This is a genomic window from Stutzerimonas sp. CXK-1 (assembly GCF_057738225.1).
The window spans coordinates 1156047-1168331 of the sequence record NZ_CM173217.1 but is presented as its reverse complement, the minus strand read 5'-3'; the positions used below and the strand labels follow the sequence as shown (position 1 = coordinate 1168331).

Annotated in this window: 10 protein-coding genes; 7 read left to right on the top strand and 3 right to left on the bottom strand. The window is 68.6% G+C overall.

Going from position 1 to position 12285, the window contains the following annotated elements; genetic code table 11:
• The first annotated feature begins 77 nt into the window (after window positions 1-77).
• The gene (locus tag AC0KXH_RS05485) at window positions 78-1541 is read left to right on the top strand and encodes a sialate O-acetylesterase (protein ID WP_213150792.1); all 1464 of its coding nucleotides are present in this window, start codon (window positions 78-80) and stop codon (window positions 1539-1541) included.
• Window positions 1542-1618: 77 nt separating this feature from the next.
• On the opposite strand, the gene AC0KXH_RS05480 is transcribed toward AC0KXH_RS05485, so the two are convergent.
• From AC0KXH_RS05480 to AC0KXH_RS05470, 3 genes are all read right to left on the bottom strand, one after another.
• Window positions 1619-2626 (bottom strand): potassium channel family protein, encoded by a 1008-nt coding sequence (locus tag AC0KXH_RS05480; RefSeq protein ID WP_488224306.1) that lies wholly within the window; start codon window positions 2624-2626, stop codon window positions 1619-1621.
• 136 nt (window positions 2627-2762) lie between these two features.
• The gene (locus tag AC0KXH_RS05475) at window positions 2763-3464 is read right to left on the bottom strand and encodes an SDR family NAD(P)-dependent oxidoreductase (RefSeq protein ID WP_488224305.1); all 702 of its coding nucleotides are present in this window, start codon (window positions 3462-3464) and stop codon (window positions 2763-2765) included.
• 17 nt (window positions 3465-3481) lie between these two features.
• Window positions 3482-4789: an ABC1 kinase family protein gene (locus AC0KXH_RS05470; protein WP_488224304.1), complete on the bottom strand. Its 1308-nt coding sequence runs from the start codon at window positions 4787-4789 to the stop codon at window positions 3482-3484.
• Between the two features lie 193 nt (window positions 4790-4982).
• Here AC0KXH_RS05470 and AC0KXH_RS05465 point away from each other — a divergent pair, with 193 nt between their 5' ends.
• The 6 genes from AC0KXH_RS05465 to AC0KXH_RS05440 all read left to right on the top strand — a co-directional run bounded on the left by AC0KXH_RS05465 (window position 4983) and on the right by AC0KXH_RS05440 (window position 11640).
• Window positions 4983-5981, top strand: a complete 999-nt coding sequence (locus AC0KXH_RS05465) for a DMT family transporter (RefSeq protein ID WP_488224303.1) — start codon at window positions 4983-4985, stop codon at window positions 5979-5981.
• Window positions 5982-6152: 171 nt separating this feature from the next.
• Complete coding sequence (locus tag AC0KXH_RS05460) at window positions 6153-6986, top strand: class I SAM-dependent methyltransferase (protein ID WP_488224302.1); 834 nt, start codon at window positions 6153-6155, stop codon at window positions 6984-6986.
• A 226-nt stretch (window positions 6987-7212) separates the two neighbouring features.
• Window positions 7213-8760, top strand: coding sequence for an ABC transporter ATP-binding protein (locus AC0KXH_RS05455; RefSeq protein WP_395764525.1), 1548 nt, complete (start codon window positions 7213-7215; stop codon window positions 8758-8760).
• An 11-nt stretch (window positions 8761-8771) separates the two neighbouring features.
• Window positions 8772-9869, top strand: coding sequence for an ABC transporter permease (locus AC0KXH_RS05450; RefSeq protein ID WP_041107321.1), 1098 nt, complete (start codon window positions 8772-8774; stop codon window positions 9867-9869).
• Between the two features lie 92 nt (window positions 9870-9961).
• The gene (locus AC0KXH_RS05445; RefSeq protein ID WP_041107323.1) at window positions 9962-10888 is read left to right on the top strand and encodes an ABC transporter permease; all 927 of its coding nucleotides are present in this window, start codon (window positions 9962-9964) and stop codon (window positions 10886-10888) included.
• A 71-nt stretch (window positions 10889-10959) separates the two neighbouring features.
• Window positions 10960-11640: an SDR family oxidoreductase gene (locus AC0KXH_RS05440; protein ID WP_043219013.1), complete on the top strand. Its 681-nt coding sequence runs from the start codon at window positions 10960-10962 to the stop codon at window positions 11638-11640.
• Window positions 11641-12285 lie beyond the last annotated feature (645 nt).

Genomic DNA, 12285 nt, shown 5'->3' with positions numbered 1-12285 from the left:
CAACAAGGCCAGCAGCAATCGAACTAGTGCCAGCGAAAAGCGTCGAAAAACACCCGATCATTCGACAAGGTTGCTTTATGGATCGCTGCAGCCCGCCCCTTGCCCTCACCCTTTCGCTGTTGCTCGCCGCGCCGCTCGCGGCCAGCGCCGACGACCTGCGCACGCGCGATGCGCGCAACAAACGCGAAACCGCCGAGCGCCTCGCCGCCGAGAATCGCTACAGCGAGCCGCTGACCAGCCGCTACAACCACGTGATCACCTACGGCCAGTCGCTGGCCTCGGCCGCCGAAGGCTGGCCGGCCCTGTCGGTCGAGCCGCGCTACGACAACCTGATGCTGGGCCAGGCGACCCGCTCGGCGGCGTTCAGCGGCGCAAAGTTCGCGCCTGTCGGCCAACCGAGCTTCACGCCGCTGCGCGCAGTGGTTCAGCGCAAGAGCGACGCCGCGCAGCTGCTGGCCAGCGCGGAGGTGCGGCAGCTGGACGCGCATGCCCAGGAAGAGGGTGAGTCGGTGGAAGTCGGCGCACTCAACCTCGCGCGCCGCCTGTATCTGCAGCAGCACAAGCTCAAGGCCGACCCGCAGCACCTGTTGCTGGCGAGCAACGCGGCCACCTCGGGCCGCTCGATCGCCCAGCTGTCCAAACGCGACGGCACCGGCGAGTACGAGCGCGCCACCCAGGCCATGCGCGAAGCCAAGCGCGTCGCCGGTGCCGAAGGCGGCAGCTACGCGGTCAGCGCGATCTTCTGGCTGCAGGGCGAGTACGACTACAGCGAGACCAATGGCGGGCGCAACGACAAGGCCTACTACAAGGACAAGCTGCGCCGGTTGCGCGACGACCTGGACATGGACGCCATGGCGATCAGCGGCCAGCAGCGCCCGCCGGCGTTTCTCAGCTACCAGACCGATGCCAAGTCGTCGGTGAAGGACGGCTCGCTGGCGGTCGGCATGGCCCAGTGGGAGCTGTCCAAGGAAGAGCCGGGCTGGTACCTGGTCGGGCCGGTCTACCCCTACACCGACAAGGGCGTGCACCTGTCGGCGAACGGCTATCGCTGGTTCGGCCAGATGCTCGGCAAGGTCTATCAGCGCGTGGTCGTCGAGCGCAAAGGCTGGGTGCCGCTGGCCCCACGCAGCGCGACCGGCTCGGCTCGCCAGGTGCTGATCGACTTCCAGGTGCCGCATCCACCGCTGGTGTTCGACGAGCCCTACCTCGGCCACCAGGCGCGCGAAGTGAAGAACAAGGGCTTCATGCTCCACGACGACAAGGGCGAGGTGCCCATCGAGGCGGTGGAACTGGCCGCCGACACCATCGTGCGCCTGCGCACCGCGCGGCCGATGGTCGGCCAGCCGCGGGTCAGCTATGCCAGCTTCGGTGTCGGCGGCGCCGGGCAGCTGCGCGACAGCGACACGCTGCGCGCCGAATCGAACTATGAGTTCCGCCCCGGCATGCAGCCCGAGGAAAACATCCCCGCGCTGGTGGACAAGCCCTACCCGCTGCACAACTGGAGCATTGCCTTCGAGATCCCGGTCGGCAGCGACGCCTGACCTGCAGGCGCCGGTGTCGGCTGGCATGCCGCCCGGCGCTCGTCATTGGCCTCTGGCAAAACGCGACCGCGATCGCCTTAGCCTGGCGCAGCGGCCTGCCGGTAGATGTGCCGCCAGTTCCAGCCGTCGGCGACGAGCAAGGCGCCCAGCGCCTCGCGGCGTGCCGCTGCCGCCTGCTCGCATGGCCGATAAGCCGCCTCGTCGATGGGGATGCCAGCGGCCTTCAGCGGCGCCAGGTCCGCTGGCGGCTCTGCCCGACCGGCCTGCGGATCGGCCGGGTGGCTCTGCAGCATTTCGATATGGCGGTCGAGCGCCTTGCGCAGCATCCGGCGCTTCAGGCTGTTCTGCGGCACCTGTGGCGGCAGGCTTTCGAGCATTCGCACCGCCTCGTCGAGGATCACCAGCGCCGGAACGACGCTCCTTTGTGCATCGCAGTTGTGGAAGCAATGGATGACGGGATAGGCATGGTGGTTGAGCGTGTGCTGCACCAGCAGTTCGCGCAACTTGTCCGCGTTGTCGTAGAAGCCGGAGAAATCCGCGCCGTTCCAACTGTTGATCAGAAGTTCCTGCGGTGATCGCCCCAGGCTGTTGATCAGCAAGCCGAGCTGATTCTGCAGTTTTACCGCCGACAGCACCGGAACGATGTAGGTGATCGCGGCAGTGATGAAGGTCAGGCCGCAGAACGCCGCAGCACTGGACAGTACCCGCCAGCCATCGCCGGCTGCGACATAGTCGCCGACACCCAGTGTCGAAAGGGTGAAACCGGCGTAATAGAGCGTTTCCCACAGGTCCGCCGGCATTCGGGTGTTGCTTGAAATCACCGAGCCGGGGCTGGACGCCAGGACCAGGAACAGACTCGCCCAGAGCGCCAGAATCCAGCTGGCCAGCACCGCCAGCAACACGCATTGCCCGCTGTACTCGAGCAGTCTCGACTCTCCCCTGCGGCCCGCAGCGACGAAGAAACAGGCCCTGACCGAGCGGGCGACGGCGTTGGTAAGCAGACCACCGCCACGCGTGGACAGCGTGGTCTTGGTGATATCCATCGCGGTGAGCAGAAACAGCAGCACGCCAAGCAGAAAAATCATGGGAAACCGCACAGGCTCCAGTGGACCGGGTTTCCATTAGGGAGCGGCGGCACGGCACAAGTTCAGCTCACCGGCCGCCCGTGGCCGGCGAGGCGCCACGCCCTCCCGGCTCCGCCAGCGGATACCGGCATGGCCGCTACCAGGGCAGCGGCTGCCCGTCATAGGCGTGAAAACTGCCGCTCGCCTCGGGGCCAAGGCTGTCGATCACCCGCAGCAGATCGTGCGCCGCCACGGCCGCCGGCCGGCCGATCTCGGCACCACGAAACGGCTGCGAGAGGGCCGAGTTCACCGTACCGGGGTGCAAGGCCAGCAGCACCGCGTTCGGCTGGCTGCGCCGCACCTCGATGGCTGCCGTTTTGATCAGCATGTTCAGTGCGGCCTTCGAGGCGCGGTAGCTGTACCAGCCACCGAGGCGGTTGTCGCCGATACTGCCGACCTTGGCCGAAAGCATCGCCAGCACACCGCGCTGACGGTCGAGCAACCCGCAGAAGTAGCGCAGCAGCAGCGCAGGGCCGAAGGTGTTGACCTGGAACGTGGCCAGCAACTGCGCCGAGTTCAGATCGGCCAGGCGCTTCTCCGGCATGAAGGATTCGTCGTGCAGCACGCCGGCAGCATTGACGATCAGCTGGAACGCCCCCTGCCCGGCCAGCGCCGCCGCGGCCCGCTCGATGCTCGCCGGCTCGGCGAGGTCGAGCGCCGGCTGCGTCGCGCGACCGAGTTCGACCACCTGCGCACAACGCGGGTCCTCGCGCAGGGCCGCAACCAGCGCCGCGCCGATGCCACCGGATGCACCGATGACGAGGGCGCGATAGCCCGAAGGAAAAGACTGCATCTGCATTTCGTGCTCCAGTGTCATCAGGTTTGCGGGTGCCGTGCGTCCTGCTGCCAGCGTTCGATATGTCCGGCCAGGATATCGGCGATGGGCAGGCGGGCGCCCAGGCGGTAAAGGTTCCAGTAGTGGCCCTCCAGCGTGCGATTGATCAGCAGCGTGCCGGAGGCCGGTTGCAGGCTGCCGAGCGCAGACATCAGCAGCGGAAACAGCTCGGAGAGGCGCTGGTGCAGCGCCGCCTGGCGGAAGTCCCAGTGCACGCCGGGTTGCAGCAACGGGTGCAGCATCAGGTGGATGCGGCGATACAGCCCGTGCGGCGGCGCACTACCGGGCTGGCGCCCGCCGAGCAGCTGAAAGCCCGCTTCCAGCGCCTCGCTCGACGGCCCGCGCAGGGCCTCGAAGATCCGAACATAACCCTCCAGCAGGCGCGGCTCGACGCACAGCACGCTGCCGAAATCGTAGACCAGAAGCTCGCCCGCCTCGCGCCAGGCGAGGTTGCCCGGGTGCGGATCGGTATGCAGCCGCCGCAGGCCGAAGGCCTGCTCGGCCAACCAGCGACACAGCGTCTCGGCCAGGCGCTGGCGCAGCTCGGCCGGTGCCTGCTCGACGTCCGCGAACGAGCGGCCCGGCAGCTCCTCGAGCGCCAGTACGCCCGGCCGGCAGAGTTCTGCCACGGCGAACGGCATACGGACATCCGGCCAGCTTTCGAAGTGGCGGCCGAAGGCCTCGAGGTGGCAACGCTCGCGGTCGTAGTCCAGCTCCTCGTCGATGGCTCGCTGCAGCTCGGCGTAGACGGCTTCCAGCCGCGCCGGCGGCGTGCCGAACAGACGGCCGAGCGGCATCAGCCGACGCAGCTGCCGCAGATCGGCGTCGCAGATGCTGCGGATGCCCGGATACTGGATCTTCAGGATCAGCGCCCTGCCCTGCCGATCGCGCGCGCGATGCACCTGGCCCAGCGAAGCGGCTGCGCACGGCTGTGCCTCGATCGTCTCGAACAGCGCGTAGAGCTGCCCCTCATAGAGCCGCTGCAGGTTTGCCTCCAGCGCGCCGAACGGCAGCGCCGGCACCTGATTCTGCAGGCGCGCCAGCGCAGCGCTGACCGGCCCGGGCAGCACGTCCTGCCACTGCGAAGCCTGCTGGCCGAGCTTGAGGACCGGCCCCTTCATCTGCCCGAGCGCATCGCCCAGCAACGCGCCGACCGGTTCCCAGTCGACCCGCGCCCGCCCGGGCGTGATGCGTTGCACGAGCAGGCTGCCGGCGATCCGCGCCCCGGTGCCGCCCAGCTGCAGGAAGCGCCCGAGCGCCGACGCCGAGGGGCGTGAAAATCGAGACATGCAGGCCACCAGGCGACAGGCAAAGGCTGATCATGAAACAGCCCGGGCAACGATCCAAGCGGCAATGCTTGCCGCTTGTTGCACGGCGGAAAGCCGAGTTCATCGAGCGCCTGGCCATCCCGGTACAGGCGCCCGGTTTACCACCAGGTGGCCATCGCAGCGCCAGCGGCCGCAGCGGCTCAGGCCGCCGTTCATGGAACCGAACGGACGCCAGGCCCCACTCAGAGAGAACACCCCGCCGCTGCTGCGCCGGGAAGCCGAGCTGAAAACACGGGGTTACACGATGACGCAGCACTCACCCGCCACCGAACGCAGCGCTTCGGCGAGCCGCGGGCCGCTGCTGGTCGTGCTGGCGGCGCTATGCTGGGGGCTGTCGGGCGGCATGGGCGGCATGCTCACGGCGCAAGGCTGGAGCCCGCTGGTGGTCTCGCTCTACCGCGGCGCGATCGGCCTGCTGGTAGTCCTGCTCTGGCTTGCCCTGCGCCCGGGCGGAAGCGGCCTGACCAGCGGGCGCCTGTGGTGCTGGGCGGTCGTCGCCGGGCTGGGCGTCGCCGGCAACTTCTCGTTCTATTTCCTGAGCATCGCGCACGGCAGCGTCGCGGTGGCGGCGCCCCTGATGTACTCGGCTCCCGTGTTCGTCTACCTCGTTTCCTTCGCCTGCCGGCTCGAGCGACCCACGCGCGGCAAATGGGCCGCGATTGCCATGGTCATGCTTGGCATCGTGCTGCTCACGGGCATCCACGAGGCCGGCGCCGCAGAGGTCACGCCCATCGCCGCGGGGGCCGGCCTGCTTTCAGGGTTGTCCTATGCCGTGTTCATTTTCGGCTTCAAGTACGCCGCGCCACACGGCAGCCCACAGGCGATCCTGGCGATAGCCTTCGCGGTGCTCGTCGGGCTGCTCGTCTGGCCCGCCGACGCGGCACAGATCGCCGCCGTACCGGCGGCCCCCAGTTGGCCGCTGTTCATGACGCTCGGCGTGCTGGGCGCCGGGCTGTCGTTCGTGCTCTACCTCCAGGGGCTCCGGCACACAGCCCCAGCGGTAGCCTCCGTGGTGGCCATGGTCGAACCCGTCACCGCTGCGCTGTTCGGCGTGCTGGTGCTAAGCGAGCACCTGGAGCTCGCGCAAATACTGGGCATGACGCTGATCCTGATCACGGTGACCGCGCTGAGCCTGCGGGCCCGGCGCGACTGACCAGCCGGGCCCTTCCGCGCATTCGAAGCAAGGCCGCGCCGCCGCTTCGCCCAGCCGTCGTAGCGGCACCCTCAATGGCGCCGCCACCAAGCGCTCGACACGGCTGTGATAGACGCGCCAGGCTACGCTTTAACGGCTCATAGCCATGCCAGCCAGCGAGGAACCCAGGCCATGTCGAACCCGATCCACGATGCCGTCCAGGCGCACTACCGCGCCGCTGACCTGGGCGATGCCATCCTCGCCGCACTGGATAAGGCAGGCAAGGACAGGGACCGGCTGAAGCCCGAGGACCTGGCGCCTGTCGATGCCTTTCACATCCGCGGGCGCGCGGCGACGCTCGAACTTGCCCGGGCGGCCGGGCTGCACGCCGGACAGCAGGTGCTGGATGTCGGCAGCGGCATCGGCGGCACCGCGCGCTGCCTGGCCAACGAGTTCGGCTGCCGGGTCATCGGCGTCGATCTCACCGAGGAGTACTGCCGTGCCGCCACCCTGCTTTCGGCAACCGTAGGGCTTGGCGATCTCGTGCAGTTCCGCCAGGGCGACGCGACCGCCCTGCCGTTCGAAGACGCCACCTTCGACGTGGTCTGGAGCGAGCACGTGGCGATGAACATCGCCGACAAGCCGCGCCTGTACCGCGAGATGCACCGCGTGCTGAGGCCCGGCGGCACGCTGGCGATCTACGACATTCTCGCCGGCACAGGCGGGCCGGTGCTGTTTCCCGTGCCCTGGGCACGCACGCCGGAGACCAGCTTCCTGGTACCGCCCAACGAACTGCGGCGCCTGCTCGAAGATGCCGGCTTCAGGATCGCCGACTGGGTCGACACCACCGATACCGCACGTGCCTGGTTCATCGCGCTGGCCGAACGGATCGGGCGCGAAGGCCTGCCGCCGCTGGGTTTTCACCTGCTGCTAGGCAGCGATTTCCAGGCGATGGCACAGAACCAGCGGCGCAACCTCGAAGACGGGCGGATCGAGCTTGCCCAGGTCGTCGCCGTCCGCGACTGAGGCATCGCTGCGCAGGCGCGGCCGCCCGCTGCTCGGCCGCTGAACGCCCTGCACCGTCCGGGTGCAGGGCCGCCCCGCGTCCCGCACCAGCAGGCAGCACGCCAACGGCAGGTGCCGGTCCGCTCCTGCACGCCGCCCAGGCCGGAGTGCCCCTGCTCCGGGATTTCCTGACCTTGTGGCCAGCTTTTTGCTTTTGTCGGCTCATCCTCTGTCACGAGCGCCGACCATGTCTGCCACATCCACCGCCCGCCTCGACCTGCGCGGCATTACCAAGCAATACCCCGGTTGCCTGGCCAACGACCGTATCGACCTGACGATCCAGCCCGGCGAGATCCACGCCCTGCTCGGCGAGAACGGTGCCGGCAAGAGCACCCTGATGAAGATCATCTATGGCGTGGTGCAGCCCGACGCCGGGCGCATTGTCTGGGAAGGCGAGCCGGTGAGCATGCGCGACCCGGCCCAGGCGCGCGCCCGCGGCATCGGCATGGTCTTCCAGCATTTTTCCTTGTTCGAGACGCTGACCGTGGCCGAGAACATCGCCCTCGCGCTGGGCCCCGACGGCGGCACGCCGCGCCAGCTCGAGGCACGAATCCGCGAGGTTTCACAACGCTACGGCATGCCGCTGGAGCCGCAGCGGCGGGTGCACAGCCTGTCGATCGGCGAACGCCAGCGCGTCGAGATTGTGCGCTGCCTGATGCAGGACATCCGCCTGCTGATTCTCGACGAGCCGACCTCGGTGCTCACCCCGCAAGAGGCCGAGGAGCTGTTCGCCGTGCTCCGACGGCTGGCCGCCGAGGGCTGCAGCGTGCTGTTCATCAGCCACAAGCTGGGCGAGGTTCGTGCGCTCTGCGGGCGTGCCACGGTGCTGCGCGGCGGGCGTGTCTCCGGCAGCTGCGTGCCGAGCCAGTGCAGCGACCTGGCGCTGGCCCGGCTGATGGTCGGCGACGCCGAAGGGCTTGAGGCCGAATACCCCAAGGCCGAGGGTCGCGCACCCTTCCTGCGCCTGGAGCGCCTGGCCTGGACCAATGCCGATCCGTTCGGCGTCTCGCTCGAGGACGTCGACCTGGAGGTCTGCGCCGGCGAGATCGTCGGCATCGCCGGGGTCGCCGGCAACGGTCAGGACGAACTGCTCGCCCTGCTCAGCGGCGAGCGCAGGCTGCAGGGTACGGATGCCGAACGCATTCGTTTTCTCGGCGAGCCGGTCGGCCACCTGCGCCCCGACCAGCGTCGGCGCCACGGGCTGGCGTTCGTCCCCGCCGAGCGCCTCGGACACGGCGCCGTGCCGGGCATGAGCCTGGCCGACAACGGCCTGCTCAGCGCCTACCAGCAGGCCGGCATGCTGCGTCACGGGCTGATCCAGCGCACGCAGGTGCGCGCCTTCGCCGAGCAGGTGATCAGCCGTTTCGCGGTGAAGACGCCGGGCGTCGACGCCCCCGCGGCCAGCCTCTCGGGCGGCAACCTGCAGAAGTTCATCCTCGGCCGCGAAATCCTTCAGCAGCCCAGGCTGCTGATCGCCGCCCACCCGACCTGGGGCGTGGATGTCGGCGCCGCGGCCGCGATCCATCGCGCGCTGATCGCGCTGCGCGACGCCGGCGCGGCGATCCTGGTGATCTCCGAGGATCTGGACGAGCTGTTCCAGATCAGCGACCGCCTCGCCGCCCTGTGCGAGGGCAGGCTTTCGCCGCAACACCCGACACGCGCCTGCACACCGGCCGACGTCGGGCGCTGGATGGCCGGCCAGTTCGACCAACCCACCCTTTTCAACGCTGCCTGACGAGCCTCGCCATGCCCATCACCCTTCAACCGCGCGGGGCCGAGTCCCGCGCCATGCTCTGGCTTTCCCCGCTGCTGGCCGCCCTGCTCACGCTCGCCAGCGGCGCCCTGCTGTTCGCCCTGCTCGGCCACCCCCCGCTGCAAACGCTCAAGGTGCTGCTGCTCGACCCGGTCAGCGATCTTTACGGGGTTTCCGAACTGCTGGTCAAAGCGCTGCCGATCCTGCTCTGCGCGCTGGGCCTGGCGGTGGTCTACCAGGCGCGCATCTGGAACATTGGCGCCGAGGGCCAGCTGCTCATCGGCGCGCTGGCCGGCAGCGCGCTGGCCGTGCACATCACCGACTGGGATTCGCGCCTGGCGCTGCTGCTGACGCTGCTGCTCGGCATTCTCGGCGGCGCCGCCTGGGCCGGCCTCTGTGCCTGGCTGAAGACGGCCTTCAACGCCAACGAGATCCTCACCAGCATCATGCTCAACTACATCGCGCTGAACCTCTTGCTGTTCGCCGTGCACGGGCCGCTGAAAGACCCGGACGGCTACAACTTCCCCGAGTCGGCGATGTTCGGCGATGCCACGCGCCTGCCCGAGCTGATCGACGGGCTGCGCGTACACGCCGGTTTCTGGTTTGCGCTGCTGGCGCTCGTTGCGGTCTGGGTGCTGCTGCACAGGAGCTTTCTCGGCTTCCAGATCAAGGTGCTCGGCCTGGATCGCAAGGCCGCCGGCTTCGTCGGCTTCCGCGACAGCAGGCTGGTATGGATTGCGCTGCTGATCAGCGGCGGCCTCGCCGGGCTGGCCGGCGTCGCCGAAGTCACCGGGCCGATCGGCCAGCTGGTGCCGCAGGTGTCACCGGGCTATGGCTACGCGGCGATCACCGTGGCCTTTCTCGGCCGGCTCAACCCGCTCGGCATCGTCTGCGCCAGCCTGCTGATGGCGCTGCTCTACCTCGGCGGCGAGAACGCGCAGATGGCGGCCAACCTGCCGCAATCGATCACCCAGTTGTTCCAGGGCATGGTGCTGTTCTTTCTGCTCGCCTGCGACGTGCTGATTCGCTACACGCCGCGGCTGACATGGAAATGGACGAAGCGCGCGATTGCCACCGAGGCCCCGGCCTGAACACGAACCTGCGGGCGCGGCCCTGCGCGCGACCGCTGTTACCGCTTCGCAAGCAAGCGCACGCCTGCCACGGCCCACACATAGGATTCCCCATGGATCTCGACCTGCTGACCAACATCCTTTACGCAATGATCCGCACCGGCACGCCACTGCTGCTGGTCGCGCTCGGCGAGCTGGTCTGCGAGAAGACCGGCGTACTCAACCTCGGCCAGGAGGGCATGATGCTGTTCGGCGCGGTGGTCGGCTTCATCGCCGCCTTCGCCACCGGCAACCTCTGGCTTGGCGTGCTCATGGCCTGCCTGGCCGGCGTGCTGCTGTCGCTGCTGTTCGCCTTTGTCGCCCTCGGCCTGGCCGCCAATCAGGTCGCCACAGGCCTGGCGCTGACCATTTTCGGCGTCGGCCTGTCGTCGTTCGTCGGCGCCGCCTGGGTCGGCAAACCACTGGCCGGCTTCGAGCCGATCGCCATTCCACTGCTCGGCGACCTGCCGCTGATCGGCCGCATGCTGTTCGGCCAGGACCTGCTCGTGTACCTGTCGTTCGCACTCTTCGCCCTGGTCGCCTGGGTGCTGCTCAGAAGCCGTATCGGGCTGATCATCCAGGCCGTCGGCGAAAACCCGGACGCCGCCAGTGCCATGGGCCTGCCGGTGTTGCGCGTGCGCACCCTGGCGGTGATGTTCGGCGGTGCCATGGCGGGGCTCGCCGGTGGCTACCTGTCGCTGGCCTATACACCGATGTGGGCGGAAAACATGACCGCCGGGCGTGGCTGGATCGCCCTCGCCCTGGTGGTGTTCGCCAGCTGGCGCGTCGGCCGCGTGCTGCTCGGCGCCTATCTGTTCGGCCTGGCGAGCATCCTGCACCTGGTCGTGCAAGGCATCGGCCTGGCGATTCCGGGCAATCTGCTGGCGATGCTGCCCTACGTGGCGACCATCCTGGTGCTGGTGCTGCTCTCGCGTGATGCGATCCGCACGCGGCTGTTCGCGCCGGTCTCCCTTGGGCAGCCGTGGAAGATCGGGCACTGACGGCACCCGGCTCGCCAAAGCCGCGGTGCTGGGCCAGACTGCCTGACCGAGCCTTTTTCAGGAGACCCAGCATGACCCGAACCGTCCTCATCATCGGCGCCTCGCGCGGCCTCGGCCTGGGCCTGGCCCGGCAGTTCAGCAGCGAAGGCTGGGAGGTGATCGCCACCGTGCGCGACCCGGCGCGTGCCGAGGCGCTGCGTGCGCTGGGCGGCGTGCGCATCGAGGCACTGGACATGGACGATGCCGCCAGCCTCGAGCGCCTGGCCGAGCGCCTCGCCGGCACCCGCCTGGATGTGCTCTACGTCAACGCCGGCATCGCCGGCCCGCAAGGCAAGCCGGCTACCGCGGCGAGCCAGGCGGAAGTCGGCGAGCTGTTCTTCACCAACGCCGTGGCCCCCGTACGCCTGGCCGAACGCCTGCTGCCGCTGGTCGACCCGGCGCAGGGCGTGGTCGTGTTCATGAGTTCGATCCTCGGCAGCGTTGAAACCGGCCCCGGCATGGGCATGGACCTCTACGGGGCGAGCAAGGCGGCGCTCAATCACCTGACGCGCACCTTCGTCGCCGGGCTGGGCGAAACCCGGCTGACGGTGCTGTCGATGCACCCGGGCTGGGTGAAGACCGACATGGGCGGCGACCAGGCACCGCTGGACGTGGAGACCAGCGCCCGCGGGATGGTCCAGCAGGTGACCCAGGCGATCGGGCAAGGGGGGCATCGCTACATCGACTACCAGGGGGAGCGACTGGCCTGGTAGGGCGCATTGCGCCTGCGCTGACCGCGCGGCCGATGCCGGGTTGGCGTGCTGGCAGTGCTGTGGCGCGAGGGGCCGCGCGCTGTGGCAATGCTCGCGGCCTGCGCAGTGGGTTGCGCCTCTCCCTGGCGACTCGCCTTCGGCGGGCGGGATGAGAGCCGGAGGGTGGAAAACCGCGAAGCGTTTTCCACCACAGATGGCATTCAGGTTTGTGACTAACGCCGCGCTTTCCTCGCGCGTGCTACAGGTTGCAACAAGGAAAGCGCCCGCCGGAGCAGCGCCGGAGTGAGGGGAGTCTGGTCGCATAGCGACCAGACCCGGATGCAGGGGTGGCCTTCTTTTTGGTTACTTTTTCTTGGCCAGACAAGAAAAAGTGACGCGCCGTGAGAGGCGCAACCTGTACTCCCCGCCGAGGAAAGCGTTACGTCAGGCGCTCAGATATGCGCCACCCCGGTGGAAAACGCTGCGCGGTTTTCCACCCTACGGTTCTCACCCTCCTGAAGGGGAAGTCGAGTGCAGCCGCCAGGCCGTGCAGTAAAACGAAGAGCAAAAGCAAACCGAGCAAAGCCAGCCGCATTCCTTCAGGCGACTCGCCCCCCCTACCCCTTCAGGAGGCCGAACGCAGGCGTTGCGCAGGGGGACGCGAGG

Bases quoted from the DNA above. Each gene is read 5' to 3' on its own strand.
- AC0KXH_RS05455 (WP_395764525.1), top strand. From the start codon at position 7,213: ATGTCTGCCACATCCACCGCCCGCCTCGACCTGCGCGGCATTACCAAG.
- AC0KXH_RS05440 (WP_043219013.1), top strand. From the start codon at position 10,960: ATGACCCGAACCGTCCTCATCATCGGCGCCTCGCGCGGCCTCGGCCTG.
- AC0KXH_RS05485 (WP_213150792.1), top strand. From the start codon at position 78: ATGGATCGCTGCAGCCCGCCCCTTGCCCTCACCCTTTCGCTGTTGCTC.
- AC0KXH_RS05445 (WP_041107323.1), top strand. From the start codon at position 9,962: ATGGATCTCGACCTGCTGACCAACATCCTTTACGCAATGATCCGCACC.
- AC0KXH_RS05460 (WP_488224302.1), top strand. From the start codon at position 6,153: ATGTCGAACCCGATCCACGATGCCGTCCAGGCGCACTACCGCGCCGCT.
- AC0KXH_RS05465 (WP_488224303.1), top strand. From the start codon at position 4,983: ATGGAACCGAACGGACGCCAGGCCCCACTCAGAGAGAACACCCCGCCG.
- AC0KXH_RS05450 (WP_041107321.1), top strand. From the start codon at position 8,772: ATGCCCATCACCCTTCAACCGCGCGGGGCCGAGTCCCGCGCCATGCTC.
- AC0KXH_RS05480 (WP_488224306.1), bottom strand. From the start codon at position 2,626: ATGATTTTTCTGCTTGGCGTGCTGCTGTTTCTGCTCACCGCGATGGAT.
- AC0KXH_RS05475 (WP_488224305.1), bottom strand. From the start codon at position 3,464: ATGCAGATGCAGTCTTTTCCTTCGGGCTATCGCGCCCTCGTCATCGGT.
- AC0KXH_RS05470 (WP_488224304.1), bottom strand. From the start codon at position 4,789: ATGTCTCGATTTTCACGCCCCTCGGCGTCGGCGCTCGGGCGCTTCCTG.